The organism is Pseudomonas kuykendallii (assembly GCF_900106975.1).
Taxonomy (GTDB): Bacteria; Pseudomonadota; Gammaproteobacteria; order Pseudomonadales; family Pseudomonadaceae; genus Pseudomonas_O; species Pseudomonas_O kuykendallii.
Genome location: NZ_FNNU01000001.1, coordinates 1,030,046 through 1,057,000 on the forward strand (window position 1 = coordinate 1,030,046; position 26,955 = coordinate 1,057,000).

General features: G+C 65.2%; 24 protein-coding genes and 1 tRNA gene. 10 read left to right on the forward strand and 15 right to left on the reverse strand.

What is annotated here, in order from left to right:
* The first annotated feature begins 98 nt into the window (after window positions 1–98).
* Complete coding sequence (locus BLV15_RS04665; protein WP_090225028.1) at window positions 99–1,073, forward strand: serine/threonine protein kinase; 975 nt, start codon at window positions 99–101, stop codon at window positions 1,071–1,073.
* A 141-nt stretch (window positions 1,074–1,214) separates the two neighbouring features.
* Window positions 1,215–2,111: an EamA family transporter RarD gene (gene rarD, locus BLV15_RS04670; protein WP_090225030.1), complete on the forward strand. Its 897-nt coding sequence runs from the start codon at window positions 1,215–1,217 to the stop codon at window positions 2,109–2,111.
* A 7-nt stretch (window positions 2,112–2,118) separates the two neighbouring features.
* Here rarD and BLV15_RS04675 read toward each other — a convergent pair whose 3' ends face one another.
* Window positions 2,119–2,634, reverse strand: a complete 516-nt coding sequence (locus BLV15_RS04675) for a glycine cleavage system transcriptional repressor (RefSeq protein WP_090225032.1) — start codon at window positions 2,632–2,634, stop codon at window positions 2,119–2,121.
* A 37-nt stretch (window positions 2,635–2,671) separates the two neighbouring features.
* Window positions 2,672–3,124, reverse strand: a complete 453-nt coding sequence (locus tag BLV15_RS04680) for a GNAT family N-acetyltransferase (RefSeq protein ID WP_090225033.1) — start codon at window positions 3,122–3,124, stop codon at window positions 2,672–2,674.
* A gap of 178 nt (window positions 3,125–3,302) precedes the next feature.
* Here BLV15_RS04680 and BLV15_RS04685 point away from each other — a divergent pair, with 178 nt between their 5' ends.
* On the forward strand, window positions 3,303–5,480 hold the full coding sequence (locus tag BLV15_RS04685; protein WP_090225222.1) for a malate synthase G: 2,178 nt from the start codon (window positions 3,303–3,305) through the stop codon (window positions 5,478–5,480).
* A gap of 135 nt (window positions 5,481–5,615) precedes the next feature.
* Here the strand turns inward: BLV15_RS04685 and BLV15_RS04690 are convergent, their stop codons facing one another.
* Together BLV15_RS04690 and BLV15_RS04695 are read right to left on the reverse strand one after the other, a co-directional pair.
* The gene (locus BLV15_RS04690) at window positions 5,616–6,077 is read right to left on the reverse strand and encodes a GNAT family N-acetyltransferase (protein WP_090225035.1); all 462 of its coding nucleotides are present in this window, start codon (window positions 6,075–6,077) and stop codon (window positions 5,616–5,618) included.
* 97 nt (window positions 6,078–6,174) lie between these two features.
* Entirely contained in the window at window positions 6,175–7,065 is an 891-nt protein-coding gene (locus tag BLV15_RS04695) for a LysR substrate-binding domain-containing protein (protein WP_090225037.1), read from the reverse strand.
* Window positions 7,066–7,162: 97 nt separating this feature from the next.
* Here BLV15_RS04695 and BLV15_RS04700 point away from each other — a divergent pair, with 97 nt between their 5' ends.
* A complete protein-coding gene (locus BLV15_RS04700; RefSeq protein WP_090225038.1) occupies window positions 7,163–8,161 on the forward strand; it encodes a YeiH family protein in 999 nt (332 codons plus the stop codon).
* Window positions 8,162–8,174: 13 nt separating this feature from the next.
* Here the strand turns inward: BLV15_RS04700 and BLV15_RS04705 are convergent, their stop codons facing one another.
* A complete protein-coding gene (locus BLV15_RS04705) occupies window positions 8,175–10,523 on the reverse strand; it encodes an FdhF/YdeP family oxidoreductase (RefSeq protein WP_090225040.1) in 2,349 nt (782 codons plus the stop codon).
* Window positions 10,524–10,643: 120 nt separating this feature from the next.
* Complete coding sequence (gene trmL, locus BLV15_RS04710; RefSeq protein ID WP_090225041.1) at window positions 10,644–11,108, reverse strand: tRNA (uridine(34)/cytosine(34)/5-carboxymethylaminomethyluridine(34)-2'-O)-methyltransferase TrmL; 465 nt, start codon at window positions 11,106–11,108, stop codon at window positions 10,644–10,646.
* On the opposite strand from trmL, the gene BLV15_RS04715 reads away from it, so the two are divergent.
* Window positions 11,107–11,547, forward strand: a complete 441-nt coding sequence (locus BLV15_RS04715) for a hypothetical protein (RefSeq protein ID WP_090225043.1) — start codon at window positions 11,107–11,109, stop codon at window positions 11,545–11,547. The genes trmL and BLV15_RS04715 overlap by 2 nt on opposite strands.
* A gap of 417 nt (window positions 11,548–11,964) precedes the next feature.
* On the opposite strand, the gene ntrC is transcribed toward BLV15_RS04715, so the two are convergent.
* Both ntrC and glnL read right to left on the reverse strand, forming a co-directional pair.
* On the reverse strand, window positions 11,965–13,401 hold the full coding sequence (gene ntrC / locus BLV15_RS04720; RefSeq protein WP_090225045.1) for a nitrogen regulation protein NR(I): 1,437 nt from the start codon (window positions 13,399–13,401) through the stop codon (window positions 11,965–11,967).
* Window positions 13,391–14,482 carry a nitrogen regulation protein NR(II) gene (gene glnL / locus BLV15_RS04725; protein WP_090225047.1) on the reverse strand — a complete coding sequence of 364 codons (1,092 nt, stop codon included), beginning with the start codon at window positions 14,480–14,482 and terminating at the stop codon, window positions 13,391–13,393. The genes ntrC and glnL overlap by 11 nt, the downstream gene beginning before the upstream one ends.
* Between glnL and BLV15_RS22045 the strand changes: the two genes are divergently transcribed.
* Entirely contained in the window at window positions 14,481–14,636 is a 156-nt protein-coding gene (locus tag BLV15_RS22045) for a hypothetical protein (RefSeq protein WP_175534283.1), read from the forward strand. The two genes, glnL and BLV15_RS22045, sit on opposite strands and share 2 nt — an antisense overlap.
* 37 nt (window positions 14,637–14,673) lie before the next feature.
* Here the strand turns inward: BLV15_RS22045 and BLV15_RS04730 are convergent, their stop codons facing one another.
* The 3 genes from BLV15_RS04730 to glnA form a co-directional block, all read right to left on the reverse strand.
* The gene (locus BLV15_RS04730; protein WP_090225048.1) at window positions 14,674–15,300 is read right to left on the reverse strand and encodes a DUF4124 domain-containing protein; all 627 of its coding nucleotides are present in this window, start codon (window positions 15,298–15,300) and stop codon (window positions 14,674–14,676) included.
* On the reverse strand, window positions 15,300–15,851 hold the full coding sequence (locus tag BLV15_RS04735) for a DUF4124 domain-containing protein (protein WP_090225050.1): 552 nt from the start codon (window positions 15,849–15,851) through the stop codon (window positions 15,300–15,302). The genes BLV15_RS04730 and BLV15_RS04735 overlap by 1 nt, the downstream gene beginning before the upstream one ends.
* A 162-nt stretch (window positions 15,852–16,013) precedes the next feature.
* Entirely contained in the window at window positions 16,014–17,417 is a 1,404-nt protein-coding gene (glnA, locus tag BLV15_RS04740; protein ID WP_090225052.1) for a glutamate--ammonia ligase, read from the reverse strand.
* 334 nt (window positions 17,418–17,751) lie between these two features.
* Here glnA and thiI point away from each other — a divergent pair, with 334 nt between their 5' ends.
* From thiI to fabF, 4 genes are all read left to right on the forward strand, one after another.
* Window positions 17,752–19,206, forward strand: a complete 1,455-nt coding sequence (gene thiI, locus BLV15_RS04745; RefSeq protein ID WP_090225054.1) for a tRNA uracil 4-sulfurtransferase ThiI — start codon at window positions 17,752–17,754, stop codon at window positions 19,204–19,206.
* Between the two features lie 150 nt (window positions 19,207–19,356).
* Window positions 19,357–21,168: a translational GTPase TypA gene (gene typA / locus BLV15_RS04750; protein ID WP_090225056.1), complete on the forward strand. Its 1,812-nt coding sequence runs from the start codon at window positions 19,357–19,359 to the stop codon at window positions 21,166–21,168.
* Window positions 21,169–21,335: 167 nt separating this feature from the next.
* On the forward strand, window positions 21,336–22,151 hold the full coding sequence (locus tag BLV15_RS04755; RefSeq protein WP_090225057.1) for an SDR family NAD(P)-dependent oxidoreductase: 816 nt from the start codon (window positions 21,336–21,338) through the stop codon (window positions 22,149–22,151).
* Between the two features lie 111 nt (window positions 22,152–22,262).
* Window positions 22,263–23,537: a beta-ketoacyl-ACP synthase II gene (gene fabF / locus BLV15_RS04760; RefSeq protein ID WP_090225059.1), complete on the forward strand. Its 1,275-nt coding sequence runs from the start codon at window positions 22,263–22,265 to the stop codon at window positions 23,535–23,537.
* Window positions 23,538–23,590: 53 nt separating this feature from the next.
* Here fabF and BLV15_RS04765 read toward each other — a convergent pair whose 3' ends face one another.
* From BLV15_RS04765 to rpoD, 4 genes are all read right to left on the reverse strand, one after another.
* Window positions 23,591–24,130: a PaaI family thioesterase gene (locus tag BLV15_RS04765; protein ID WP_090225060.1), complete on the reverse strand. Its 540-nt coding sequence runs from the start codon at window positions 24,128–24,130 to the stop codon at window positions 23,591–23,593.
* 81 nt (window positions 24,131–24,211) lie between these two features.
* Window positions 24,212–24,775, reverse strand: a complete 564-nt coding sequence (locus BLV15_RS04770) for a TetR/AcrR family transcriptional regulator (RefSeq protein ID WP_090225223.1) — start codon at window positions 24,773–24,775, stop codon at window positions 24,212–24,214.
* A 95-nt stretch (window positions 24,776–24,870) separates the two neighbouring features.
* A tRNA-Ile gene (locus BLV15_RS04775) sits at window positions 24,871–24,947 on the reverse strand.
* 141 nt (window positions 24,948–25,088) lie between these two features.
* Complete coding sequence (gene rpoD / locus BLV15_RS04780; RefSeq protein WP_090225062.1) at window positions 25,089–26,933, reverse strand: RNA polymerase sigma factor RpoD; 1,845 nt, start codon at window positions 26,931–26,933, stop codon at window positions 25,089–25,091.
* Between the last annotated feature and the right edge of the window lie 22 nt (window positions 26,934–26,955).

Sequence of the window (26,955 nt, forward strand, 5' to 3'; positions counted from 1 at the left end):
ACCCATACCCCGCGATCTATGCTCAATGGCGGGCGCAATCGGTTGCCCTGCCCGTGGCAGGCCTGCGCTACCATGCCGGCCCGCCGCAGGAGATCGCCATGACCCACCCGTTCGTCTCCCTCAGTCCCGACCTCGTGCTGGATGCCGTCGAAAGCATCGGCTACCTCAGCGATGCCCGCGTGCTGGCGCTCAACAGCTACGAGAACCGCGTCTACCAGGTGGGCATCGAGGACGAGACGCCGATCATCGCCAAGTTCTACCGGCCCGAGCGCTGGAGCGAGGCGGCGATCCGCGAGGAGCATGCCTTCACCCTCGAACTGGCCGAGCGCGAAGTACCGGTCGTGGCGCCGCTGGTGCGCGACGGCGAGACCCTGTTCGAGCACGCCGGCTTTCGCTTCGCGCTGTTCCCGCGCCGTGGCGGGCGCGCGCCGGAGCCGGGCAACCTGGATCAGCTGTATCGCCTCGGTCAGCTGCTCGGGCGTCTGCACGGGGTGTCGGCGATGCGCCCGTTCGAGCACCGTGAAAGCCTTGGCGTGCAGAACTTCGGCCACGACTCGCTGAATTTCCTCCTCGAAGGCGGCTTCGTCCCGCGCAGCCTGCTGCCGGCCTACGAGTCGGTGGCGCGCGACCTGCTCAAGCGCCTCGACGAGCTGTTCGCGCGGGTGCGCTTCACGCCGATCCGCCTGCACGGCGACTGCCATCCGGGCAACCTGCTGTGCCGCGACGAGATCTACCACATGGTCGATCTCGACGACTGCCGCATGGGGCCGGCAGTGCAGGATTTGTGGATGATGCTCGCCGGCGACCGCCACGAGCGCCTCGGGCAGATCGCCGAACTGATCGACGGCTACCAGGAATTCCACGACTTCGACGCGCGCGAATTGCCGCTGATCGAGGGACTGCGTTCGCTCCGGCTGATGCACTACAGCGCCTGGCTGGCGCGGCGCTGGGACGACCCGGCGTTCCCCATGAGCTTTTCCTGGTTCGGCAGCGAGCGCTACTGGGGCGATCAGGTGCTGGTACTGCGCGAGCAGCTCTCGGCGCTGGACGAGGAACCGCTAAAGCTGTTCTGAAATCCTCCGGTGCGCGCGGCGCACCCTACGCGGGCGCGGTGCCGTAGGGTGCGCCATGCGCACCGCAGCAAAGCTGATCGACCAGACAAACCCCGGTCGGCCCTCTAGAATCATCGGCCCTCCCGCCTTCAGGACTGCTGCATGTCCACCGCCAACCCGCGCCGCGGTTATCTGCTGGGTATCGCCGCCTACACCGCCTGGGGTCTGTTTCCGCTGTACTTCAAGATGCTGCAGGCGATTCCGGCGATCGAGATCATCGTCCACCGGGTGCTCTGGTCGGCGCTGTTCGGCGCGCTGCTGCTGACGGTCTGGAAGCATCCCGGCTGGTGGCGCGAGCTGCGCGAGAATCCCCGGCGCCTGGGGGTGCTGGCCGTCAGCGGCTCGCTGATCGCCTGCAACTGGCTGGTCTACGTCTGGGCGGTGAACAACGGGCGGATGATCGAAGCCAGCCTGGGCTACTACATCAACCCGCTGGTCAACGTGCTGCTCGGCCTGCTGCTGCTCGGCGAGCGCCTGCGCCCGCTGCAATGGGTGGCGCTGGGCCTGGCGGCGCTCGGCGTGGCGCAGCAGGTCTGGCAGCTGGGCAGCCTGCCGTGGGTATCGCTGGTGCTGGCGCTGACCTTCGGTTTCTATGGGCTGATTCGCAAGCAGGCGCCGGTGGCGGCGTTGCCCGGTCTGGTGGTGGAAACCTGGATGCTGCTGCCGCTGGCGCTGCTCTGGCTGATCCTCGGCCCGTCCGGCGTGAGCACGCAGGCGAGCTTCTGGACCACGGCGGATGCGTTCTGGCTGGCGCTCGCCGGGCTGATCACGCTGTTCCCGCTGATCTGCTTCAACTCGGCCACGCGACACCTGCCGTTCACCTCGCTGGCGTTCCTGCAATACCTCTCGCCGACGCTGGTGCTGCTCCTCGCGGTGGTGGTCTACGGCGAGCACTTCGACCCGGTGCGCCTGCTTTCCTTCGCCTGTATCTGGCTGGGCCTGCTGGTTTACAGCGTGGACATCTGGCGCGGCCTGCGCCGCGCCCGCGCGGCGAGCTGAGCGCACGTCAGACGTCGGTCCGCAGGTTCAGCTCCACCATCAGGTCGTCCGCCAGGGTCTCCAGGCGCTCCTGCAAGAGGTCGAGGGACAGCTCCAGCGGCACCGCCAGCATCGCCTCGGCGTGGAACAGCGGCTCGCTGCTCATCGGCGCCGGCAGCACTTCGGTGATCAGGCTTTCGAGGTTGACCTCGTGTTCGGCCAGCAGCCGGGTGATGTCGCGGACGATGCCCGGCCGGTCGTTGCCGACCAGGTCGAGAAGGATCGGCTTGCCGCTGCGTTGCGGCTCGCCGCCCTCGGCCAGCTGGACGCGGATGCCATGGGTCTGCAGTGCCTGCAGGGCGTCGCTCAGGCCGCGATGGCCGGCCGCCGGCACCGACACGCGAAGAATCCCGGCGAACTGCCCGGCCATGCGCGACATGCGGCTTTCCAGCCAGTTGCCACCATGCTCGGCGACGCAGGCGGCGAGGCGTTCCACCAGGCCGGGCTGGTCCGGGGCGATGACGGTGATTACCAGATTGTCCATGCGGAGGTTCCTTTGGGTCGAAGGCGGCGGCCGCGGATCAGGCGTCGGGCAGGGCCAGCCAATAGGTGAGATAGACCTCGTCGCGCACGTAGCCAAGGCTTTCGTAGAGCGCCTGGCCGGCGAGGTTGGTCTTCGCGGTCTCCAGTTGGATGCCGCAGGCGCCGCCGAGTTGCGCGAGTTGCCGGGCGGCATCCATCAGCGCGCGGGCGACGCCCTGGCGGCGGGCGCTCTCGGCGACGTAGAGGTCGCTGAGCAGCCAGGAGGGGCGCAGCGCCAGCGAGGCGAACAGCGGGTAGAGCTGGACGAAGCCCTGCGCCTGGCCCTCGTCATCCCGGGCGATCAGCAGCCGCGAGTCGCCCCACTCCAGGCGCGCGGCGAGGAACGCGCGGATCGGCTCCTCTGCCTGTGGCACCTCATAGAACTTCAGATAGCCGCCGAAGAGGCGGGTCAGATCATCCAGATCGGCAGGGTGTGCGGGGCTTACCGGCATGCGTCAGGTCTCCGTGGGCGAGCCCTGAGTATAGGCCGGCGCGGGCCGATGCCAGGGCGGTTTCGGCGGCTCCCGGCGGCCCCCTGATTTTTCCGCAGGCATCATGTAGTATCCGCCGATCCGCACTACAAGATCGTCCAGCCAGGCAGTGCTGGCCCCGAAAAGAGAGAGGAAGATGATGACGGAACGTGTTCAAGCCGGCGGCCTGCAGGTCGCCAAGATCCTCTTCGACTTCGTCAATGACGAGGCGATTCCCGGCACCGGCATCGACGCCGACGCCTTCTGGGCCGGCGCCGGAAAGCTCATCGACGAACTGGCGCCGAAGAACCGCGCGCTGCTGGCCAAGCGCGACGAACTGCAGGCGCAGATCGATGCCTGGCACCAGGCGCGTGCCGGCCAGGCTCACGACGCCGCGGCCTACAAGGCCTTCCTCGGCGAGATCGGCTACCTGCTGCCGGCGGTGGAGGATTTCCACATCGCCACCGAAAACGTCGACGACGAGATCGCCCGCATGGCCGGCCCGCAGCTGGTGGTGCCGGTGATGAACGCGCGCTTCGCCCTGAACGCTTCCAACGCTCGCTGGGGCTCGCTGTACGACGCGCTCTACGGCACCGACGCGATCAGCGAAGAGGGTGGCGCCAGCAAGGGCCCGGGCTACAACGAAGTGCGCGGCGCCAAGGTGATCGCCTTCGCCCGTGCCTTTCTCGACCAGGCCGCTCCGCTGGCCAACGGCTCCCACGTCGACGCCACGGCCTACGTGATCTACGGCGACAAGCTGGTGGTCAACCTCAAGGGCGGCGATGAAACCGGCCTGCAGGACGAGTCGCAGTTCATCGGCTTCCAGGGCGACGCCGCGCAGCCCAAGGCCGTGCTGCTCAAGCACAACGGCCTGCACTTCGAGATCCAGATCGATCCTTCCAGCCCGGTCGGCCAGACCGACGCCGCCGGGGTCAAGGACGTGCTGATGGAGGCCGCGCTGACCACCATCATGGACTGCGAGGACTCCGTCGCCGCGGTCGATGCCGAAGACAAGGTGCTGATCTACCGCAACTGGCTGGGCCTGATGAGAGGCGACCTCGCCGAAGGCATCAACAAGGGCGGCAAGGTCTTCACCCGCGTCATGTACGCCGATCGCAACTACACCGCGGCCGACGGCAGCGCGCTGACCCTGCACGGCCGCTCGCTGCTGTTCGTGCGCAACGTCGGCCACCTGATGACCAACGACGCGATCCTCGACGGTGCCGGCAACGAGGCGCCGGAAGGCATCCTCGACGTGCTGTTCACCAGCCTCGCGGCGATCCACAACCTCAACGGCAACACCACCCGCAGCAACAGCCGCCGCGGCTCGGTGTACATCGTCAAGCCGAAGATGCACGGTCCCGAGGAAGTGGCGTTCACCAACGAACTGTTCGGTCGCGTCGAGGACATCCTCGGCCTGCCGCGCAACACCCTCAAGGTCGGCATCATGGACGAGGAGCGCCGCACCACGGTCAACCTCAAGGCCTGCATCAAGGCCGCCCGCGAGCGCGTGGTGTTCATCAACACCGGCTTCCTCGACCGCACCGGCGACGAAATCCACACCTCCATGGAAGCCGGGCCGATGGTGCGCAAGGCGGCGATGAAGGGCGAGAAGTGGATTGGCGCCTACGAGAACAACAACGTCGACGTCGGCCTGGCCTGCGGCCTCGCCGGGCGCGCGCAGATCGGCAAGGGCATGTGGGCGATGCCGGACCTGATGGCGGCCATGCTGGAACAGAAGATCGGCCATCCGAAATCCGGCGCCAACACCGCCTGGGTGCCGTCGCCGACTGCCGCCGCGCTGCACGCGCTGCACTACCACCAGGTCGACGTGTTCGCCGTGCAGGCCGAACTGGCGCAGCGCGCGGCGGCCTCGGTGGACGACATCCTCACGATCCCGCTGGCGCCGAACCGCGACTGGTCGGCGGCGGACATCCAGAGCGAGCTGGACAACAACGCCCAGGGCATCCTCGGCTACGTTGTGCGCTGGGTCGAGCAGGGCGTCGGCTGCTCCAAGGTGCCGGACATCCATGACATCGGCCTGATGGAAGACCGCGCCACCCTGCGCATCTCCAGCCAGCACATGGCCAACTGGCTTCGCCACGGCGTGGTCAGCGAGGAGCAGGTGCGCGCCAGCCTGGAGCGCATGGCACCGGTGGTGGATCGGCAGAATGCCGGCGATCCGGCCTACCGGCCGATGGCACCGGACTTCGCCAACAGCGTGGCGTTCCAGGCCGCGTTGGAGCTGGTCCTGGAAGGCACCAAGCAGCCCAACGGCTACACCGAGCCGGTGCTGCACCGCCGTCGTCGCGAGTTCAAGGCCAAGCAGGGCCGCTGAACGCGTCGCGGGTGCTCCGCGCTCCCGCTCACGGAGCGCGGGGCGTGGGCCGCGAAACGTCGGCCTTTGCCTTCCGCCAAGCGTTCGAGCAACCGCATCAGCCGCCTTCAGAGGCGGCTTTTTTGTGCGCGCGGCCTAGAGCGCCTTGGCCATCTCCGTGGTGCCTTTCCAGCCCAGTTCGGCGTACATCGGCTTGCCCATTTCGGTGGCATGGAGGATGGCGAACGGCAGGTCTCGGCGGGCGAATTCCGCTTCCGCCAGTTTCATCAATTGACGCCCCAGTCCGCGCCGCCGATGGCCGTGCTCGACATAGACGTTGAGCACGTAGCCGCGCTGGTCGTGGCGCGGGTGCGACGGGTGCGGCGGCCAGTCGATGGCCATCAGGCCGATGCCGGCGACCGGTGTTTCGCCGTCCAGCAGGACAAAGCCGAAATAGCGTCCGTCGGCCAGGCGCGGCGCCAGCCAGGGACGAAAATGCTCGGTCATCACCTCTAGGGTGCCCGCATCACGGCCGGCCTCCTGGAACATCGCATGGCGGTGCCGGCAGATCAGGTCGAGGTCGCGGACATCGACCGGGCGGTGCGGCAAGACGGACATGGGGCGGCTCCTGTGAAGGGTGTCTGGCGGCGATCCTAACCTGCGGCCCGGTCGCCGGAAATGGCGCCGGCCTCGGCCCGGGCGCTCGTGAAGGCACTCAGCGCGCTTCGTGAAGGAATACCTTGAAGGCCTGCCAGAGCGCGCTGCGATAGCGTTCCGGGTGCCACACCAGGGAAAAGGTGCGGGTCAGTTGCAGGTCGTTCTGTAGGGCGACCAGTTCGCCGCGCTCCAGCTCGCCGGAGATGCTCAGGCGCGACATGCAGCTCAGGCCGAAACCGGCGCGCACCGCCTGCTTGATCGCCTCGTGCTGGCTCAGCTCCATGCGCACCCGTAGCCGTTCGGTGTGGTGAAGCACCGCCGACTCGAAGATGCTGCGGGTGCCGGAGCCGGGCTCGCGCAGAATCCACGGCTCGTTCTGAATGTCCTCGTCGCTCAGCCGTCCGCCGCGGGCCAGGGGATGCGCGGGGGCGCAGACCACGAGCATTTCGTCCTGGCGCCAGACTTCCCAGGCCAGCCGCGGCTCGCTGCACTGGCCTTCCACCAGGCCGAGGTCGGCCTCGAAGCGGAGGATGTCGCCGATCACTTCGCCGGTGTTGCGCAGGCACAATTGCAGGTTGGCTTCGGGGTGCGCCTCGCTGAAGCGCCCGGCGAGCGAGGGCAGCAGGTAGTTGCCGATGGTGGCGCTGGCAGCGATGTTGAGGGTGCCCTGCAGCGATCCCTGCGGCTCGCGCGCCGATTCGACGAACTGGCCGAGCTCGTGCAGCAGGCTCTCGGCCTGGGGCAGCAGGCGCCTGCCGACATCGTTGAGCTGCAGGCGACGCCCCTGGCGATCGAAGAGGATGACGCCCAGCTGGTGCTCGAGGTCGGCGAGCGACTGGCTGGTGGCCGACTGCGAGAGACTGAGTTTTTCCGCGGCGTTGCCGAGGCTGGTGCCCTTGGCGACGGCTACGAAGACCTGCAGCTGGCGGAAGGTGACGCTCGGGTTCATTTCACTTTTTCCGATCAGTCATATCGTTATAACCGTTTCGCAGCAGCACCTATTCGCCCATAGCCTGACCACATTCGCAAGCCTGGAGGTGGTTTTCATGTGGCAGGGTCTGCTCCTTTGCAGCGTACTGACGGCGCTCGGCTATGGTCTTTCGCAGGTGCCGCTGCTCGCCCACAGCGGCTTCAGCCCGTTGGTGTTCTCGCTGTTGCTCGGCCTGCTGGCGGGCAATGTCGGCGTGATCCGTTCGTTGCCCGGCGCGCGTCCGGGATTGTCCTTCTGCACGCGCTGGCTGCTGCGCGGCGGCATCGTGCTGTTCGGTCTGTCGTTGACCCTGCAGCAGATCTTCGCCCTCGGGCCCTGGGTGCTGGTGCTCGACGTGCTGGTGATCGGCTGCGTGCTGACGCTGGGCTACCTGATCGGCACCCGGCTGCTGAAGCTGGACGCGGAAACCACCCTGCTGACCTGCGCCGGCAGTGCGATCTGCGGGGCCGCGGCGGTGCTGGCCACCGAGGCGACGATCCGCTCGCGGCCGGCGGCGACCTCGATGGCGGTGGCCACCGTGGTGCTCTTCGGCTCGCTATCGATGCTGGTCTATCCGCTGCTCTACCCGCTGGTGGGGCTGGACGAGGCGCGCTTCGGCATCTACATCGGCGCCACCGTGCACGAGGTCGCTCAGGTGGTGGCCGCTGCCGACGCCGTCGGGCCGGATGCGCTGGCGAATGCGGTGATCGTGAAGTTGCTGCGGGTGCTGCTGCTGATTCCCTTCCTGCTGATCGTCGGCCAGTGGTGGCTGCGGCGCGGCCATCCGGCGGCGATGGGCATCGAGGGAAAAGGCCGCCTGGTGATTCCGTGGTTCGCCTTCGGCTTCCTGGCGATGGTGCTGTTCAACAGCTACGTCCAGCTGCCCGCCGAACTGCACCGCGGGCTGATCCTGATCGGCCAGATCGCCCTGGCGATGGCGATGGCCGCGCTGGGCTACGAGACGCGTCTGGAGAAGCTGGCCGCGCTGGGCGTGCGGCCGTTCATCCTGGCCCTGTGCCTGTTCGTCATGCTTACCGGCGGAGGGCTGCTGATGACCGTGCTCTGCTTCGGCTGAGCAGGCCGCCGGACTAGCCGGGCAGCGGCGCGGGCTCCACCGGTACGCTGGCGTCCTGGCCCACCGCGATCACCCGGCGCAAGGTGACGGGAATCGATTTGGCCGCCGGCACCTTGGCCTTTTCCGCGTGGTGCCAGAGCGGGATCAGCGCGTTGCATTCGGGGTAGTAGCCGGCGCAGCAGCCTTCGGGAATGTCATACGGCGTCACCCGCAGCGGCCCGACCTCGCGGTGCACGCCATCGTCCACCGCGGTGCTGACCTGCACCTTGTCGCCTTCGGCCAGGTTGAGCCGGGCGATGTCGTTGCGGTGCATCAGCAGTACCGCGCGGGTGCCGTGGATACCGCGGAAGCGGTCGTTATAGCCGTAGACGGTGGTGTTGAACTGGTCGTTGCTGCGGATCGTCATCAGGTTCAGCACGTCGCGGCGCTCCGCGCGCTGCTCGACATCGTCGTCCACCGACAGGGTGTGCGGCTCGATGAAGTTGGCCTTGCCGTTGCTCGTCTTCCACTGGCGCTGGCTGGCGCCGAGCGGACGGTGAAAGCCGCCGGGCTCCATCATCCTGACGTTGAGGTCATGGAAGGTCTCCGGGTAGGTCGCGGCAATCGCCTCGCGCACCAGCCCGTAGTCGGCCACCCAGGCATCCCAGTCGACGGCCGGGTTCGGCGCCAGGGTGGCCTTGGCCAGCGCCGCGATGATCGCTGGCTCGGACAGCAGGTGCTCGCCGGCCGGTGCCGCCACGCCGCGCCAGGCACGGATGCAGGCGGTGCTGTCCTCGGTGGTGTGGCGTTGCTCGCCGCTGGCCTGGACGTCGACCTCGGTGCGCCCCAGGCACGGCAGCAGGTAGGCCTTCTCGCCGTGGACCAGGTGGCTGCGGTTGAGCTTGGTGGCGATCTGCACGCTCAGCTTGAGCGACGACCAGGCCGGCTCGAGGCGGCCGCTGTCGGGAATCGCGCGGATGAAGTTGCCGCCGAGGGCGACGAAGGCCTTCACCTTGCCCGCGACTATCGCTTCGCAGGCCTCCACGGTGTTCATCCCGTCCTCGCTTGGCGGCTCGAAGCCGAAGCGCTCGCGCAGCTTGTCCGCTGGCACCTGGGCGGCCTTCTCGGTGATCCCCACGCTGCGCTGGCCCTGCACGTTGGAATGGCCGCGCACCGGGCAGATGCCGGCACCTTCCTTGCCCATGTTGCCGCGCAGCAGCAGCAGGTTGACCAGCATCTGCACGTTCAGCACGCCGTGGCGGTGCTGGGTCAGGCCCATGCCGTATACCGCGATCACCCGTTCGCAGCCCGCGTAGACGGTGGCGGCGGCCTCCATGGCGCCGCGGGTCAGGCCGCTGCGGCGTTCCAGCAACGGCCAGGCATAGCCGCGGATGCGCCGCTCGAAGGCCTCGAAGCCCGCCGTGTGCTTCGCGATGAAGGCAACGTCGAGCACCCGCGCGGCCCCGCGCTCGCGGGCGGCGTCGTCCATTTCGAAGAGTGCCTTGCAGATACCGGCGATGCAGGCGATGTCGCCGCCGATTGCCAGTTGGTGATACTGGGTGCTGACCACGATGGATTCGCCGGTGGCCATCTGCACCGGCGACTGCGGGTTGGTGAAGCGCTCCAGCCCGCGTTCGCGCAGCGGGTTGAAGGTGATGATCGGTGCATTGCGTTTACGCGCCGCCTCCAGCTCATGGAGCATTCGCGGGGCGTTGCTGCCGGTGTTGTGGCCGAAGAACAGCAGGCCGTCGGTCTTCGCGAAGTCGTTCAGCGTGACCGTGCCGACCGGCACGCCGATGCTCTCCGGCAACGCGATCGAGGTGCTCTCGTGGCACATGTTCGAGCTGTCCGGCAGGTTGTTGGTGCCATACAGGCGCGCATACAGTGCCCACATGTAGGAGGCCTCCAGCGAGGCGCGGCCGGAGGCGTAGAACACCACCTCATTGGGATCGGTGTAGCCCTTGAGTTCGGCGCCGATCTCGGCGAAGGCCTGCGCCCAGCTGATCGGCAGATAGCGGTCGCTGGCGGCGTCCCAGCGCAGCGGCTCGGTCAGGCGCCCCTGCTGCTCGAGTTCGTAGTCGCTCCAGTTGCGCAGTTCGCGCAGCGTATGCCGGGCAAAGAACTCCGGCCCGCAGCGCAAGGCAGTGCCTTCCCAGGCGGTGGCCTTGGCGCCGTTCTCGCAGAAGGCCAGCGGCAGGCTCGGGTGCGGCTTGGCCCAGGCGCAGCTGACGCAGGCGAAGCCGTCGATCGGCTTGTTCTGCTTGAGCAGCGCCTTGCCGGCGGCGAAGGGCGCGCGTTCGCGCAGCAGTATCTCGCCCACCGACTGCGCCGAACCCCAGCCACCGGCCGGACCCTTGTAAGGCTTGAAGCGCGCTTTGCGCATGCGGTTCTCCTCGGCGGCCGACGCGGTTCGCGCAGGCCTCTGAGTTACGACGCAGCGCCGCAGAGGATGGTTCAGGGTGGCGGATGAGCAAGCGTGGGCGACCGCTGCGGCCCGGTGAGGCTAGGCGCCGCCGCGGAAACCGAGCTGACGCCAGGCTTCGTAGACCGCGACGGCCACCGTGTTGGAGAGGTTCAGGCTGCGGCAGTCGGGCCGCATCGGCAGGCGCAGGCGCTGTTCCACCGGCAGGGAATTGCGGATGTCTTCCGGCAGGCCGCGGCTCTCGGGGCCGAAGAGAAAGGCATCGCCCTCGCGGTACTCGACCTCGTGGTGCGGGTGCGAGCCCTTGGTGGTGAAGGCGAAGACCCGCGGCTGGCCCAGGCTTTCCAGGCAGCTGGGCAGGTCGGCATGACGCTGCAGGGTGGCGTACTCGTGGTAATCGAGGCCGGCGCGGCGCAGGCGCTTGTCGTCCAGCTCGAACCCCAGCGGCTCGATCAGGTGCAGGCTGCAGCCAGCGTTGGCGCATAGCCTGATAATGTTGCCGGTGTTGGGTGGAATTTCCGGTTGAAAAAGGATCACGCGAAACATGCACGGCTCCGAGCCTGAAGACGGGCTCCATTCTACCCTCGAGGATGACCCGCGACCGCGCATGTGGCCGCGCTTTCTCCTGGCCCTGGCGCTGTTCGGTCTGCTGCTGGGGATGATGATCGGTCGCCTGAATGCGCCCCAGCCCGCGCTCCTGCAGCGGGTCGAAGTCCTGCCCGGTGCGCTGGTGCTGTGGTTCGACCGCGAGCCGAAGGTCTTCGTCGAGCGTATCGAAGGCACACTGGCGATGCTCATCGAGACCCGGGGCAAGGAGGCGGGCGGCCAGTTGCTGCTCGACGGGCGTCCGGTGAACTGGAGGATTGTGCGTGTGGAGCGTGGGTTGTTGCTCAATCTCGTCGCTGCCCTGCCTCTGCACGGCGCCCTGAAGGGCGCGGCAGAGGAGGGAGGATGGCGGCTGGAGATCAGCCTGCGAGCGGAATAAAAGAGGGGAATCCCCGGCCTGCCTGTACCAAGGCCCCCGAAAAACGGTGGTATCTGGCTTATTGCATCTGCTGTGCCAGTTCCGTACGGATGCTCGAAATCTGCACGTCTTCGTTTTTAAGTCCTTTAAAATCAATTGTTTGTGCTTGCATGGTTGTACAAATTGAGCCGGTTGGACGCTTCTCCGCCGTTGTTGCGAGGCGAATGCGCGGCACGGTGCGTGTTCAACATCTGTGCACCGTGCATTCAGGTTGTGCATGACAAGGTCATCGGCAGGTTGGACCGGGTAACCGGTTTGCGCCGCCGGGGCAGAGCAGGGCGCACTTCCTGTCGGCCTGTTACCGCTGGCGGATTGGCAGGAGCCGCGAGGCAATAAAAAAGCAGACCGAAGTCTGCTTTTGTTCCAGCGCGACGCGGCTCAGCTTTCTTCGCTGTCGTCGTCGTCGCCGCCGTCGATCTTCATGCCCAGTTCCTTGATCTTGCGCGTCAGGGTGTTGCGACCCCAGCCGAGCAGAACCGCGGCATCGCGGCGGCGGCCGGCGGTGTGCTTGAGCGCGGTCTCGATCATGATCCGCTCGAAGGTCGGCACGGCGCTGTCGAGCAGGCTCGACTGGCCGCGCGCCAGGGCCTGATCGGCCCACTGGCGCAGGGCCTGCTCCCAGTTGGTCACCGGCGCGGCGTCCTGCGGCTGGGTGAGCAGTTCCGGGGGCAGGTCGTCGATGTGCACTTCGCGACCCGACGCCATCACCGTGATCCAGCGGCAGGTGTTCTCCAGCTGGCGCACGTTGCCCGGCCAGTGCAGGTTCTGCAGGTAATCCTCGGTTTCCGGCTTCAGCAGCTTCGGCTCGACCGCCAGCTCCAGGGCGGCGCGGGCGAGGAAGTGGCGGGCCAGCGCGGGAATGTCCTCGCGGCGATCGGACATCCGCGGGATGTGGATGCGGATGACGTTGAGGCGGTGGAAAAGGTCTTCGCGGAATTTCCCCGCCTGCACCAGGTTTTCCAGGTTCTGGTGGGTCGCGGCGATGATCCGCACGTCGACCTTGACCGGCGTGTGACCGCCGACCCGGTAGAACTCGCCGTCGGCCAGCACGCGCAGCAGGCGGGTCTGGGTGTCGGCTGGCATGTCGCCGATCTCGTCGAGGAACAGCGTGCCGCCGTCGGCCTGCTCGAAGCGCCCGCGACGCTGGTTGGCCGCGCCGGTGAACGCGCCTTTCTCGTGGCCGAACAGCTCGGACTCCATCAGGTCCTTGGGAATCGCCGCCATGTTCAGCGCGATGAAAGGCGCCGCGGCGCGCGGGCTGTGGCGGTGCAGGGCGTGGGCGACCAGCTCCTTGCCGGTGCCGGACTCGCCGTTGATCAGTACGGTGATGTTGGAATGCGACAGGCGACCGATGGCGCGGAACACCTCCTGCATCGCCGGCGCCTCGCCGATGATCTCCGGCGTCCGGGCGATGCTCGCCGGCGCTTCCAGCCCCTGCTGTTCCTGGGCATGAAGGAAGGCGCGCTTGACCAGCGAAACCGCCTCGTCCACGTCGAACGGCTTGGGCAGGTATTCGAAGGCGCCGCCCTGGTAGGAGGCCACCGCGCTGTCCAGGTCGGAATGCGCGGTCATGATGATCACCGGCAGGCGTGGGTACAGCTCGCGTATCTGCGCCAGCAGATCGAGGCCGCTGGAGCCGGGCATGCGGATGTCGGAAATGATCACGTCCGGCTGCTGGCGAGTCAGCCGATTGAGCACGCTGTCGGCGTTGTCGAAGCTCTGGACGTTCATCCCCTCCTGTTGCAACGCCTTTTCCAGGACCCAGCGGATGGAACGGTCGTCATCGACGATCCAGACGGTTTCGCTACGGCTCATGTGACGCTGCTCCTTGTTCCAGCGGCAGGAAGATCGAGAACACGGTGTGGCCGGGATGGCTTTCGCATTCGATCAGTCCCTGGTGCTGACTGATGATGTTCTGGGTGATCGCGAGGCCGAGCCCGGTACCGTCCGGGCGGCCACTGACCATGGGGTAGAAGATGGTGTCCTGCATGTCGGCGGGGATGCCGGGCCCGTTGTCGATGATTTCCAGCTTCGCCACCAGGCGATGGCGGATGTAGCCGATGGTGAACTGGCGCAGGGTGCGGGTACGCAGCGAAATCCGTCCCAGGTGCAGGTCGTTCTGCGCCGACAGCGCCTGCATCGCGTTGCGCACGATGTTGAGCACCGCCTGGATCATCTGCTCGCGGTCGATCAGCACCTCGGGAATGCTCGGGTCGTAGTCGCGAACCAGGGTGATGCGCCCCTGGCTTTCCGCCTCGACAAGGCTGCTGACGCGCTCCAGTACTTCGTGGACGTTGGTCATCGACAGCGACGGCAGCTTGTTCGAGCCAAGCATGCGGTCGACCAGATTCCGCAGGCGGTCGGCCTCCTCGATGATGACGTTGGTGTAGTCCTTGAGGTGTTCTTCCGGCAGCTCGCGGGCGAGCAACTGGGCCGCGCCGCGAATGCCGCCCAGCGGGTTCTTGATCTCGTGGGCGAGGCCGCGCACCAGCAGTTTGGTGGTTTCCTGCTTGGACAGCTGCGCCTCTTCCTTGGTGATCCGCAGCAGGCGATCGCGCGGGTGCACTTCCAGAAGTAGCAGGGTCTCGTTGCGGGTGATGATCGGCGTCACCGCGTAGTCGACCGTCTGCATCTGGCCGGTGAGCGAGGTGAGGGTGGCTTCGCGCTTGGTGAAGGGATGGGCCTGCTCGACCGCCTGGCGCAGCGAATGCAGCGCCTCGGGCGACTCGGTGAACAGTTCGCTGATGAACTGCCCGTGGCTGCGCTGCCCGCTGACGGCCAGCAGCATCTCCGCCGCCGGGTTCATGTACTCGAGCCGCAGTTCGGCGTTGAGCAGCAGGGTCGCGGTGGTGAGATTGTCGAGCAACAGCCGGTGCAGGGGAGAATCGTTGGTCATGAGTGCGCAGGTCTCAAAGGATGCTGGAAAAATGCAAAAAGCAAACCAAGCCCTGAAAAGACGCGCTTTTATGGCCGAAATCATCCGGAAAGCTGTTTTTCGGCGCAAAAAACAGCCGGATAGCGGGCTTATTTGGGGAGAGTATAAAAATTAGTGCACTGTCGCGCTCTTTATTGGTGCGCGGCTTTGCCTTAGATGAACGGGATGAAGGGGATGTCGCGTTTTTCCGGAGGTTTGTCTTTCAGCGGGCATTCCGGTCGCACGCCCCAGTCGTCCTTCTTGCACGGATTGACGTTGCGTTTCTGCGCCAGGCTCGGACGCTGTACGTGGAAGGGCTGGCTCGGCGTCCGCTCCAGAACGACGCCGGCGGCGTTGACGATTTCCACCGACAATTGATGCGTCCCGCGGTCCTGCGTGGCGAGTGGGAACACGGGACTGCGTGTCGGTTCGCCGACCACCTTGCCATCCAGATACAGCCGGAAATTGTGCCCGGGTAGCAGGTTCGGCTCGCTGGTCACGGTGACAATCAGCGTGCCATCGCCATCGCGAAGGGTCGCATCCGGTTCGGGAACCAGAATGCGCAGCAGGTCGTAGCGCGGCGCGGCCACCGGCGCAGTCGCGGGCGGTCGCATGTGGATCGTCGCCGGCGCCGAGGTCATCGCGTTGGGCGGCGCCAGCTCGACGCGCTTGGCGTTGTCGCCCGCCCGTGGTTGGTCGGTGAACACGCGGTTCCCGGCGGCATCGACGTAGGTGTACACCTCGGCGGCCGCAGGCAGCGCAACCAGCAGCAGGGCGAAAAGCAGGCGGGCGTTCGGCACTAGTTGCTAGGCCTCGGTGGTGGCGGTGGACGTAGCGCCGGGCTCTGGGTATTTACCCGTTGCACGCTGAAGGTGATGGGCGCGCTCTGCTGGATCGACTGGCCGCCGCTGAGGACCTGGACGGCCAGGCTGTGCTCGCCGCGATCGATGTTGCTCAGTGGCAGGCGCAGCGAGGAATAGGGCACGCCATACGGGTTGCCATCCAGCAGCAGGCGTAACGTATGACCCGCACTCAGTTCGGGTTGCAGGATCACATCCACGCTGAAGCTGCCATTGTTGGCGCGGATGGCCTCGGTGGTGGGCACGTTCAGCTGCAGTACCGCGTACGGCGGCTGATCCGCCTGCTGCTGGTCGGAGCCCTGGCTGGGGGGCGGATTGGGTGTCTGGATATCCACGGTGTTGGTCGGCGGCAGCTGAATGGTTTCCGCCTGGGTGCCGTCCGGCGGTTGGTTGGTGAACACCGTCTTGCCGTTGGCATCGATGTATTTGTAGATCTGCGCGGTTGCCGGCAGGGTCAGCAAGCAGAGAAGGCAGGCAATCAACAGGCGCATCGGTGCGGCTCCGTGAGTGGACGCCTTAAGCCTTGCACCCCCGCGCCCGGCTTGCAAGGCGGATGAGCCCGAAAGCCCCGGCATCCTCCGGGCCGCGCAGAGACTTTTCGAGCGCCCATGAAAAAGGCCTCCCGAGGGAGGCCTTTCGCTGACGCTACTGGCTTAGACGCTGTAGTACAGGTCGTATTCCAGCGGGTGCACGAAGGTGCGCACCTTGATTTCTTCTTCCGATTTCAGCTCGATGTAGGCATCGATGAAGTCGTCGGAGAACACACCGCCCTTGGTCAGGAACGCGCGGCCCTTGTCCAGCTCTTCCAGGGCTTCCTTCAGGCTGCCGCAGACCTGCGGGATCTGGCTCGCCTCTTCCGGCGGCAGGTCGTACAGGTTTTTGTCGGCGGCATCGCCGGGGTGGATCTTGTTCTGGATACCGTCCAGACCGGCCATCAGCAGTGCAGCGAAGGCCAGGTACGGGTTGGCAGCCGGATCCGGGAAGCGCGCTTCGATGCGGCGGGCTTTCGGGCTGTTGACGTACGGGATGCGGATCGAGGCGGAACGGTTACGGGCCGAGTAGGCCAGCATGACCGGTGCTTCGAAGCCCGGGACCAGACGCTTGTAGGAGTTGGTCGACGGGTTGGTGAAGCCGTTCAGTGCCTTGCCGTGCTTGATGATGCCGCCGATGAAGAACAGGGCGGTGTCGGACAGGCCAGCATAGCCTTCGCCAGCGAAGGTGTTCTTGCCTTCTTTGGAGATCGACAGGTGGACGTGCATACCCGAACCGTTGTCGCCGTACAGCGGCTTCGGCATGAAGGTAGCGGTCTTGCCGTAGGCGTCGGCGACGTTGTGCACGCAGTACTTCAGGGTCTGCACTTCGTCGGCCTTGGCGACCAGGGTGTTGAACAGCACGCCGATTTCGTTCTGGCCGGCAGTCGCCACTTCGTGGTGGTGAACTTCGACCTTCAGGCCCATCTCTTCCAGTGCGTTGCACATGGCGGTACGGATTTCGTGGTCGTGGTCGACCGGCGGTACCGGGAAGTAGCCGCCCTTGACGCCCGGACGGTGACCTTTGTTGCCGCTTTCGAAATCACCGTCGGTGTTCCAGGAAGCCTGCTCGGAGAAGATCTTGAACATCGAGCCGGAGATGTCCGACTTGAACTTCACTTCGTCGAATACGAAGAATTCCGGCTCCGGACCGACGAACACCTTGTCGCCGATACCGGTGGATTTGAGGTATTCCTCGGCGCGGCGAGCGATGGCGCGCGGGTCGCGATCGTAGCCTTGCATGGTGCTCGGCTCGATGATGTCGCAGACCAGGATCAGGGTCGGCTCTTCGGTGAACGGATCGAGCACGGCGGTGCTGTCATCGGGCATCAGGATCATGTCGGAGGCTTCGATGCCTTTCCAGCCGGCGATGGAGGAGCCATCGAACATCTTGCCGTACTCGAAGAAATCGTCGTCCGCATCGCGTGCCGGCATGGTGACGTGTTGCTGCTTGCCCTTGGTGTCGGTGAAGCGCAGATCAATCCACTTCACATCGTTATCTTTGATCAGTTGAAGCGACTTCGACATGTTGTCCTCCAGGTGAAAGGCTGGGAGCGGTTGGCATACCCCCAGTATCAGTTGATGCCGGGGCAGGGATACTCCGCCAGGGCAACCTGCCTCACAAGGGAGCAATTAGCATGCCAGCGCCCCGAAATGGTAACGACCCCGAAACACGTGATTTTTCAGGGGGTCAAAGGCAATCTGAGAAGGGTGTGCGCCTTTAATTGGTGCGTGATGTTTTTTGCTTGCATTGTATTGGTGCGTAGCTGGGTGGGCTGATAATCACTGATTAAACCTTGAGCAATTTTCCGCTATAATTCGCCCCCCTCTTTTTCGGCTGCTTCGTGCACGCGCTGTTTCCATGAAACTCATCGTCAAGGTCTTCCCGGAAATCACCATCAAAAGCCGGCCGGTGCGCAAGCAGTTCATCCGCCAGCTGGCGAAGAATGTGCGCACGGTTCTGCGCGACCTGGATGCCGACGTGAGTGTGGAAGGCGTGTGGGACAACCTCGAGCTGCTGACCCGTGTGGAGGACCCGAAGGTCCTGCGCCAGATCATCGAGCGGCTGACCTGCGTTCCGGGCATCACCCATTTCCTCGAAGTGCACGAATACCCGCTGGGCGATTTCGACGACGTGCTGGAGAAGTGCAAGCTGCATTTCGGTGACCAACTGGCTGGCAAGGTCTTCGCCGTGCGTTGCAAGCGAGCCGGCAAGCACAGCTTCACCTCGATGGAGATCGAGCGCTACGTCGGCAGCCAGCTGCGTCAGCAGTGCGGTGCCGCCGGCATCTCGCTGAAGCAGCCGGAAGTCGAAGTGCGCATGGAGATTCGGCACGAACGCCTGTTCGTCATCCATCACCAGCACAATGGCATCGGCGGTTACCCGCTGGGCTCGCTGGAGCAGACGCTGGTACTGATGTCCGGCGGATTCGACTCCACGGTGGCGGCCTACCAGATGATGCGTCGCGGCCTGCTCACGCACTTCTGCTTCTTCAATCTTGGCGGTCGTGCCCACGAGCTGGGGGTGATGGAAGTCGCTCATTACCTGTGGGACAAGTTCGGCAAATCGCACCGGGTGCTGTTCATCAGCGTGCCGTTTGAGGAAGTGCTCGGCGAGATTCTGGAGAAGGTCGACAACAGCCAGATGGGCGTGGTGTTGAAGCGCATGATGCTGCGCGCCGCCACGCGCCTGGCCGAAGATTTGCAAATCGATGCGCTGGTGACCGGCGAGGCGATTTCCCAGGTGTCCAGCCAGACCCTGCCGAATCTCTCGGTGATCGATTCGGCGACCGACATGCTGGTGCTGCGCCCTCTGGTCGCGGCGCACAAGCAGGACATCATCGATACCGCCTACGAAATCGGCACCGCCGAGTTCGCCAAGCACATGCCGGAATACTGCGGAGTGATCTCGGTAAACCCGACCACCCGCGCCAAGCGGGCGCGTATCGAATACGAGGAAAAGCAGTTCGACATGGCCATTCTCGAACGGGCGCTGCAGCGTTCGCGGCGGATGACCGTGGACCGGGTGATCGACGAACTGGGGCAGGACGTCAAGATCGAGGAGATCGCCCAGGCGCTGCCGGGGCAGGTGGTGATCGACATCCGTCACCCCGACGACCAGGAAGAGGCGCCGCTCGAACTGTCCGGCATCGAAGTGCGCAACCTGCCGTTCTATGCCGTCAACAGCAAGTTCAAGGAACTGGATGAAAACCGCCAGTACCTGCTGTACTGCGACAAAGGCGTGATGAGCCGTCTGCACGCTCACCATCTGCTCAGCGAGGGGCATGCGAATGTACGTGTTTATCGCCCGTCTTAAGCAGCCCGGGCTGTTCGGCGGGAGTATCCGCCACCGCCCTCCCGACGCCTGAGCCCTACCGTTTCAGGCCCCGTTTCCGTGATCGGCGACGGGGAAAGCACGCTTCCAGCCCGGACCTTCAGCCCGGTGCCACAAACGAGATATAGAACTGTGATCGAGAATCTCCGCAACATCGCCATCATCGCCCACGTCGACCATGGCAAAACCACCCTGGTGGACAAACTCCTGCGCCTGTCCGGCACCCTGGACCGCAAAGAGCTCGAAAGCGAGCGCGTGATGGACTCCAACGACCAGGAAAAAGAGCGTGGCATCACCATTCTCGCCAAGAACACCGCACTGAAGTGGAACGGCTACGACATCAACATCGTCGACACCCCCGGCCACGCCGACTTCGGCGGTGAAGTCGAGCGCGTGATGTCGATGGTCGACTCCGTGCTGCTGGTGGTCGACGCCCAGGACGGCCCGATGCCGCAAACCCGTTTCGTGACCCAGAAGGCGTTCAAGGCCGGTCTGCGTCCGATCCTCGTGGTGAACAAGATCGACCGTCCGGGCGCGCGTCCGGACTGGGTCATCGACCAGATCTTCGACCTCTTCGACAACCTCGGCGCCACCGACGAGCAGCTCGACTTCCCGATCGTCTACGCCAGCGCCCTGAACGGCATCGCCGGTCTCGATCACGAGAAGATGGACGACCACATGGATGCCCTGTTCCAGGCCATCGTCGACCACGTTCCGCCGCCGAAGGTCGATATCGACGGCCCGTTCCAGATGCAGATCTCGCAGCTGGACTACAACAGCTTCCTCGGCGTCATCGGCATCGGCCGTATCGCTCGCGGCAAGGTCAAGACCAACACCCCGGTCGTCGCCATCGGCGCCGATGGCAAGAAGCGTCAGGGCCGCATCCTGAAGATCATGGGTCACTCGGGCCTGCACCGTGTCGAAGTCGCCGAAGCCCAGGCCGGTGACATCGTCTGCGTCAGTGGCATGGACGAGCTGTACATCTCCGACACCCTCTGCGATCTGCAGGCCGTCGAAGCCCTGCCGCCGCTGTCCGTCGACGAGCCGACCGTTTCCATGACCTTCCAGGTCAACGACTCGCCGTTCTGCGGCAAGGAAGGCAAGTTCGTCACCAGCCGCAACATCAAGGAGCGTCTGGAGAAGGAGCTGCTGCACAACGTCGCCCTGCGCGTCGAGGAAGGCGATTCGGCCGACAAGTTCAAGGTCTCCGGCCGTGGCGAGCTGCACCTCTCCGTACTGATCGAAACCATGCGCCGCGAAGGCTTCGAGCTGGCCGTCGGCCGTCCGGAAGTGGTGATCAAGGAAGTGAATGGCGAGAAGCAGGAGCCCTACGAGAACGTCATCATCGACATCGAAGAGCAGCACCAGGGTCCGATCATGGAGCAGATGGGTCTGCGCAAGGCTGACCTGACCAACATGGTTCCGGATGGCAAGGGTCGTATTCGCCTGGAATACACCGTGCCGGCACGTGGCCTGATCGGTTTCCGTAACGCCTTCCTGACCATGACCTCCGGCAGCGGCGTGCTGACCAGCACCTTCAGCCACTACGGTCCGATCAAGGTCGGCGACGTCGGCCACCGCCTCAACGGCGTGCTGGTTTCGATGGCCACCGGCAAGGCGCTGACCTATTCGCTGGAAACCCTGCAGGATCGCGGCAAGCTGTTCCTCGAGCCTGGCCAGGACATCTACGAAGGCCAGCTGTGCGGCATCAACAGCCGTGACAACGACCTGGTGATCAACCCCACCAAGGGCAAGAAGCTCGATAACATGCGCGCTTCGGGCAAGGACGAAACCATCGCCCTGGTTCCGCCGATCAAGTTCACCCTGGAGCAGGCGCTGGAATTCATCGACGACGACGAGCTGGTCGAAGTGACGCCGAAGTCGATCCGTCTGCGCAAAAAGTTCCTCAACGAAAACGACCGCAAGCGCGCCAGCAAAAGCTGATAGCGCTCGTGTTTGACGACGAAGGCGCCTTATGGCGCCTTTTTCGTTTCCAGAATTCCATTTTCACTTACTCGTATGGCTGTTTCGTGAGTGCTCATCAAAGGCTTGGCGATCATTAAATTATGGTATTAATATAAGTCCACGATCTCTTACTTGCGGAGCAACACATGAGCGTCCCTTCACGAAAAGGCGTGGCACTGGTTACCGGAGCTTCCAGCGGAATCGGCGCCGGCTATGCGCAACGTCTCGCTCAACGCGGCTACGATCTGCTGCTGGTGGCGCGCGACGAGCAGCGCCTGAATGCGCTGGCTGCGCGTCTGGGCAGCGAGACCGGGGTGAAGGTCGAGGTGCTGCGCGCCGACCTCACCGACAAGGCGGATCTGCTGCGCGTCGAGCAGCGCCTGCGCAGTGACGACTCGATCAGCCTGCTGGTGAACAACGCCGGCATCGCGGTGAAGGGTACGACGCTGGAAACCGATCTGGACGCCTTCGAGCAGATGGTCCAGCTCAACGTGGTCGCCCTGACGCGGCTGGCGATCGCCGCCGGCACGCGTTTCGGTGCGGCTGCCGGCGGCACGCTGATCAACATCGCCTCGGTGCTGGCGCTGGCGCCGGAGTTGTTCAACGGCCCCTACAACGCCACCAAGGCTTATGTCCTCAGCCTCACCCAGAGCCTGCAGAACGAGCTGGTGCCGCTGGGCGTCCGCGTCCAGGCGGTGCTGCCGGGCGCGACTCGGACGGAAATCTGGGAGCGGGCCGGGCTGGACGTGGACGGCTTCCCGGCGAGCATGGTGATGGAAACCATGGAGATGGTCGATGCCGCGCTGGCCGGTCTCGACCTGGGCGAGAACGTCACCATCCCCGCGCTGCCGGACGTTGCCGACTGGGAGGCGTTCGCTGCCGCGCGCCTGAAGTTGATGCCCAACCTGTCGTTGAGCCAGGCCGCCAAGCGCTACAAGTCGGCGGGCGAAGACGCCGCCTGAAGTTCCCCCGGACGCTGCGGGTACGCAGCGCCCTTACGCCTGCCGTGAACCTTTGCGGCGGGCTTTTTATTATCTGGGTGTCCGGTTTTTCCGGCGCCCTGGAGGCTGGATATGACTGCAACGAGAATCGTGGTGACCGGCATGGGGTTGGTCTCGCCGCTGGGTTGTGGGACCGAAATCGTCTGGCGCCGCCTGTTGGCCGGTCAGTCGGGCATCAGGCGACTGCCTGACGATGTCGTCGCCGACCTGCCGACGGCGATTGGCGGTGCGGTGCCGACGTTGGAGGAAGACCCAGAGGCCGGTTTCGACCCGGAGCGCGCCGCGCCGGCCAAGGAGCGCAAGAAGATGGATCGCTTCATCCTGCTCGCCCTCGCCGCTGCTCGCGAGGCGCTGGAGCAGGCGAACTGGCTCCCGCAAAGCGCGGCTCAGCAAGAGCGCACGGCGACCATCATCGCGTCCGGTATCGGCGGTTTTGGCACCATCGCCGAAGCGGTGAGGACGACCGACAGCCGGGGCCCGCGGCGCCTCTCGCCGTTCACCATTCCGTCCTTCCTGGTCAACCTCGCGGCGGGTCACGTGTCCATCCAGCATGGTTTCAAGGGACCGCTGGGTGCGCCGGTCACCGCGTGCGCGGCGGGCGTGCAGGCGATCGGCGATGCGGCGCGGATGATTCGCGCGGGTGAGGTGGACATCGCCGTGTGCGGTGGCGCCGAGGCGGCGATCGACCGTGTCAGTCTGGGCGGTTTCGCCGCGGCCCGGGCACTGTCGAGCGATTTCAACGAGACGCCCGAGCGCGCCTCGCGGCCGTTCGACCGTGATCGCGACGGCTTCGTCATGGGCGAGGGCGCCGGTGTGCTGGTGATCGAGTCGCTCGAACATGCGCTGGCCCGGGGCGCGCTGCCGATCGTCGAGCTGGTCGGCTACGGCACCAGTGCCGATGCCTATCACCTCACCGCCGGGCCGGAAGATGGCAATGGCGCGCGTCGCTCGATGGAGCTGGCGCTGCGCCAGGCGGACATCGCGCCTGCGCAGGTGCAGCACCTCAACGCCCACGCCACCTCGACGCCGGTCGGTGACAAGGGCGAGCTGGCGGCGATCAAGGCGCTGTTCGGCGCGGAAGGCGGTATTGCGGTGACGTCCACCAAGTCCTCCACCGGCCACCTGCTCGGCGCGGCCGGCGGCATCGAGGCGATCTTCACCGCCCTGGCGCTGCGCGATCAGAAGGTCCCGGCGACGCTCAACCTGGAGCACCTAGACGAAGCGGCGCAGGGTGTCGACATCGTTCACGGAGCGGCGCGCCCGATGCGCATAGAGCATGCACTGTCCAATGGCTTCGGTTTCGGTGGGGTGAACGCCAGCGTGCTGTTCAGGCGCTGGCAGGGCTGAGCCAGTGGCTGGTATCGATCACCCCGCGGGGCGATCGATACCGGCAGGCTCCGTCAGCCTCGGGGGCCGAGGATCATGCAGGTCGTGGTGCCGGTGGCGTAGAGACGGTCGTCCACGTCGTAGATGCGGCCTTCGGCGAGGGCGATGGTACGGCCGATGTGGACGATCGTGCCTTCCGCCCGGACCGGACCGGTATCGCTGGTCAGCGCGCGTACGTAACTGATGCGCAGATCGACGGTGGTATAGGCCTGGCCTTTCTTCAGTCCGGTGTGCACCGCGCAGCCCATGGCGGAGTCCAGCAGCGTCGCGGCGTAGCCGCCATGTACGCTGCCGAGCGGGTTGTAGTGACGCTTTCCCGGCGTGCCCTGGAAGACAAAGCGCCCCTCGGACCATTCGATGGGGTAGAAACCTATCAGGTCGCCGATGGCCGGGCTGGGGAAGTCGCCGCTGCCTATGCCGGCCAGGTATTCCGTCGGTGCCAGTTCGAGCAGCTGCTCGATGCTGGTGCTGCCAGGCGCGGCGAGGCGAGCACGCATGGCGGCCTCCACGGCATTCCACTCCTCGATTTTGCGGGTTCGTTCGGCTTCGTTCATGGCTGTTCCTTTATTGGTTTTGTATGACGGTCAACATGCTGCTGCGCAAAGGCGCTCTCCTGTGAGAGCAAGCGGGGGCGTTCAGTCGCGGGGGTCGCAGGTCTGCTCGATGAGCCAGTCGCGGGTCGTGTCGAGGATGCGTTCGGACAACTCGGGATCCACCACGCTGCGCGAGATCATCAGCGCGCCGAGCATGGCGCAGAAGGTGCCGATGCTGTCGCGTTCGGCCTGGGCGCCACCGATCTTGCCTTCGAGATTCGCCAGGCGGTTGCGCACCAGTTCGTCGGTCGTGCTGCTGGGTTGGCCGCGCTGGCCCAGCTCGGAGGACATTGTCGGCAGCGGGCAGCCCTTGCCGGGATTGTCACGGTGCGCGGTGGACAGGTAGCCGCTGATCAGCGTGCGCAGGTCGCCGCTCAGGGTATTGTTCTGGGCGCTGTTCAGGTTGCTGGATGCCGCGCGAAGCGCTTCTTCGACCAGCTCATCCTTCGACTTGAAGTGCGCATAGAAGCCGCCGTGGGTCAGCCCCAGCGCCTTCATCAGGGGTTGCAGGCCGGTGGCGCCGATGCCGTCGCGGCGAAACCGCTCGGAGGCTTCGTCGATGATGCGCTGATGGGTGCGCGCCTTGTGGTCTTCCGAATATCGCACGGACATGCCTCCGCTTAGATTGTGACCGTAATTTAACACGGAATGGGCAGTGTGCGAAAAGCAAGACGCGGTGTTTCGGCGGGGTGCTGGAGAAATGGTGGGCCTTCCCGGGCTCGAACCGGGGACCGAGCGATTATGAGTCGCGCGCTCTAACCAACTGAGCTAAAGGCCCTTGTTGCGATGCCGACGACCTATGTCGCTCGGCGGTGGTGCGGGTCGCCCTTGAGGGCCGGCGGATTATAGGGCGCGCGTCGCCACGCGCCAAGCCATTGAGCAGAAAGCAAAACCCCAGCTTGTGGCTGGGGTTCTGTGGTTACTCGTCGAGGAACGAACGCAGGTGCTCGCTTCGCGACGGGTGGCGCAGCTTGCGCAGCGCCTTGGCTTCGATCTGGCGGATACGCTCGCGGGTGACATCGAACTGCTTGCCGACTTCCTCGAGGGTGTGGTCGGTATTCATGTCGATGCCGAAGCGCATGCGCAGCACCTTGGCTTCACGAGCGGTCAGCCCGGAGAGCACTTCGCGGGTCGCTTCCTTGAGGCTTTCCACGGTCGCCACGTCGATCGGCGACTGCATGCTGGAGTCCTCGATGAAGTCGCCCAGGTGCGAGTCTTCGTCGTCGCCGATGGGCGTTTCCATGGAGATCGGCTCTTTGGCGATCTTCAATACCTTGCGGATCTTGTCCTCGGGCATCTCCATGCGCTCGCCCAGCTCTTCCGGAGTGGGCTCGCGACCCATCTCCTGCAGCATCTGGCGGGAGATGCGGTTGAGCTTGTTGATCGTCTCGATCATGTGCACCGGAATACGGATGGTGCGCGCCTGGTCGGCGATCGAGCGGGTGATCGCCTGGCGAATCCACCAGGTGGCGTAGGTCGAGAACTTGTAGCCGCGACGGTATTCGAACTTGTCCACCGCCTTCATCAGGCCGATGTTGCCTTCCTGGATCAGATCGAGGAATTGCAGGCCGCGGTTGGTGTACTTCTTGGCGATCGAGATCACCAGGCGTAGGTTCGCCTCGACCATCTCTTTCTTGGCGCGACGGGCCTTGGCCTCGCCGATGGACATGCGACGGTTGACGTCCTTGATCTCGGCGACGGTCAGCTCGGCTTCGTCCTGCAGCGCGGCCAGCTTGCGCTGGGCGCGGACGATGTCGTCCTGCAGGCGGCCGATGGCTTCGGCGTACTTGCTCTTGCCCTTGGCCAGTCCGGCGGCCCAGCTTTCGTCGGTTTCATGGCCGGGGAACTGGCGCAGGAAGTCGGCGCGCGGCATGCGGGCATCGCGAACGCACAGCTGCATGATCGCGCGTTCCTGCTGGCGAACCAGATCCAAGGCGCCACGGACGCGGCTGACCAGCACTTCGAACTGCTTCGGAATGACCTTGATCGGCATGAACAGCTCGGCCAGTGCCTGCAGTTCGGCAACGGCCTGCTTGCTTGCGCGGCCATGCTTCTTCAGGGCTTTCTTGGCCTTGTCCAGCTGTTCGGAAACGGCGGTGAAGCGGCGCAGCGCTTCCTCCGGGTCCGGGCCGCCGTCGCCTTCTTCCTCGTCTTCGCTGTCGCTATCGTCCTCTTCCTCGTCGTCCTTGGCGGCAGCGGCGTCGGTTTGCGGCTGCACGGGCTCGACTTCCTCGGCCGGCGCGCTGCCGTCATCGGGGTCGATATAGCCACTGAGGACGTCGGACAGACGGCCACCTTCGCTGGTGACGCGCTGGTACTCGCCGAGGATGTAGTCGACGGTGCCGGGAAAGTGGGCAATTGCGCCCATGACTTCGCGGATGCCTTCCTCGATGCGTTTGGCGATTTCGATCTCGCCTTCGCGGGTCAGCAGTTCCACGGTGCCCATTTCGCGCATGTACATGCGCACCGGGTCGGTGGTACGGCCGATGTCGGTTTCCACGGCAGCGAGAGCGGCAGCGGCTTCTTCAGCGGCGGCTTCGTCGGTGTCGGCTTCGGCCAACAACAGGGCATCCGCATCCGGAGCACTCTCGAATACGTTGATCCCCATGTCGTTGATCATGCGGATGATGTCTTCCACCTGTTCCGGATCGGAAATATCCTCCGGCAGGTGGTCGTTGACCTCCGCGTAAGTCAGGTAACCCTGCTCACGACCGCGGGCGATCAACTCTTTCAAACGAGACTGCTGTTGCGCTTTTCCGGACATAACACCCTATCCACTTAGGTCT

What these genes read in the sequence shown, in the direction of transcription:
- BLV15_RS22045 (WP_175534283.1), top strand. Translation starts at nt 14,481, where the DNA reads ATGAGTGCGCAGGTCTCAAAGGATGCTGGAAAAATGCAAAAAGCAAAC.
- BLV15_RS04765 (WP_090225060.1), bottom strand. Translation starts at nt 24,130, where the DNA reads ATGAACGAAGCCGAACGAACCCGCAAAATCGAGGAGTGGAATGCCGTG.
- BLV15_RS04715 (WP_090225043.1), top strand. Translation starts at nt 11,107, where the DNA reads ATGCACGGCTCCGAGCCTGAAGACGGGCTCCATTCTACCCTCGAGGAT.
- glnA (WP_090225052.1), bottom strand. Translation starts at nt 17,417, where the DNA reads ATGTCGAAGTCGCTTCAACTGATCAAAGATAACGATGTGAAGTGGATT.
- BLV15_RS04680 (WP_090225033.1), bottom strand. Translation starts at nt 3,124, where the DNA reads ATGCCGGTAAGCCCCGCACACCCTGCCGATCTGGATGATCTGACCCGC.
- BLV15_RS04690 (WP_090225035.1), bottom strand. Translation starts at nt 6,077, where the DNA reads ATGTCCGTCTTGCCGCACCGCCCGGTCGATGTCCGCGACCTCGACCTG.
- glnL (WP_090225047.1), bottom strand. Translation starts at nt 14,482, where the DNA reads ATGACCAACGATTCTCCCCTGCACCGGCTGTTGCTCGACAATCTCACC.
- BLV15_RS04675 (WP_090225032.1), bottom strand. Translation starts at nt 2,634, where the DNA reads ATGGACAATCTGGTAATCACCGTCATCGCCCCGGACCAGCCCGGCCTG.
- BLV15_RS04755 (WP_090225057.1), top strand. Translation starts at nt 21,336, where the DNA reads ATGAGCGTCCCTTCACGAAAAGGCGTGGCACTGGTTACCGGAGCTTCC.
- ntrC (WP_090225045.1), bottom strand. Translation starts at nt 13,401, where the DNA reads ATGAGCCGTAGCGAAACCGTCTGGATCGTCGATGACGACCGTTCCATC.
- BLV15_RS04665 (WP_090225028.1), top strand. Translation starts at nt 99, where the DNA reads ATGACCCACCCGTTCGTCTCCCTCAGTCCCGACCTCGTGCTGGATGCC.
- rarD (WP_090225030.1), top strand. Translation starts at nt 1,215, where the DNA reads ATGTCCACCGCCAACCCGCGCCGCGGTTATCTGCTGGGTATCGCCGCC.
- BLV15_RS04695 (WP_090225037.1), bottom strand. Translation starts at nt 7,065, where the DNA reads ATGAACCCGAGCGTCACCTTCCGCCAGCTGCAGGTCTTCGTAGCCGTC.
- BLV15_RS04705 (WP_090225040.1), bottom strand. Translation starts at nt 10,523, where the DNA reads ATGCGCAAAGCGCGCTTCAAGCCTTACAAGGGTCCGGCCGGTGGCTGG.
- BLV15_RS04700 (WP_090225038.1), top strand. Translation starts at nt 7,163, where the DNA reads ATGTGGCAGGGTCTGCTCCTTTGCAGCGTACTGACGGCGCTCGGCTAT.
- BLV15_RS04735 (WP_090225050.1), bottom strand. Translation starts at nt 15,851, where the DNA reads ATGCGCCTGTTGATTGCCTGCCTTCTCTGCTTGCTGACCCTGCCGGCA.
- fabF (WP_090225059.1), top strand. Translation starts at nt 22,263, where the DNA reads ATGACTGCAACGAGAATCGTGGTGACCGGCATGGGGTTGGTCTCGCCG.
- rpoD (WP_090225062.1), bottom strand. Translation starts at nt 26,933, where the DNA reads ATGTCCGGAAAAGCGCAACAGCAGTCTCGTTTGAAAGAGTTGATCGCC.
- BLV15_RS04685 (WP_090225222.1), top strand. Translation starts at nt 3,303, where the DNA reads ATGACGGAACGTGTTCAAGCCGGCGGCCTGCAGGTCGCCAAGATCCTC.
- thiI (WP_090225054.1), top strand. Translation starts at nt 17,752, where the DNA reads ATGAAACTCATCGTCAAGGTCTTCCCGGAAATCACCATCAAAAGCCGG.
- trmL (WP_090225041.1), bottom strand. Translation starts at nt 11,108, where the DNA reads ATGTTTCGCGTGATCCTTTTTCAACCGGAAATTCCACCCAACACCGGC.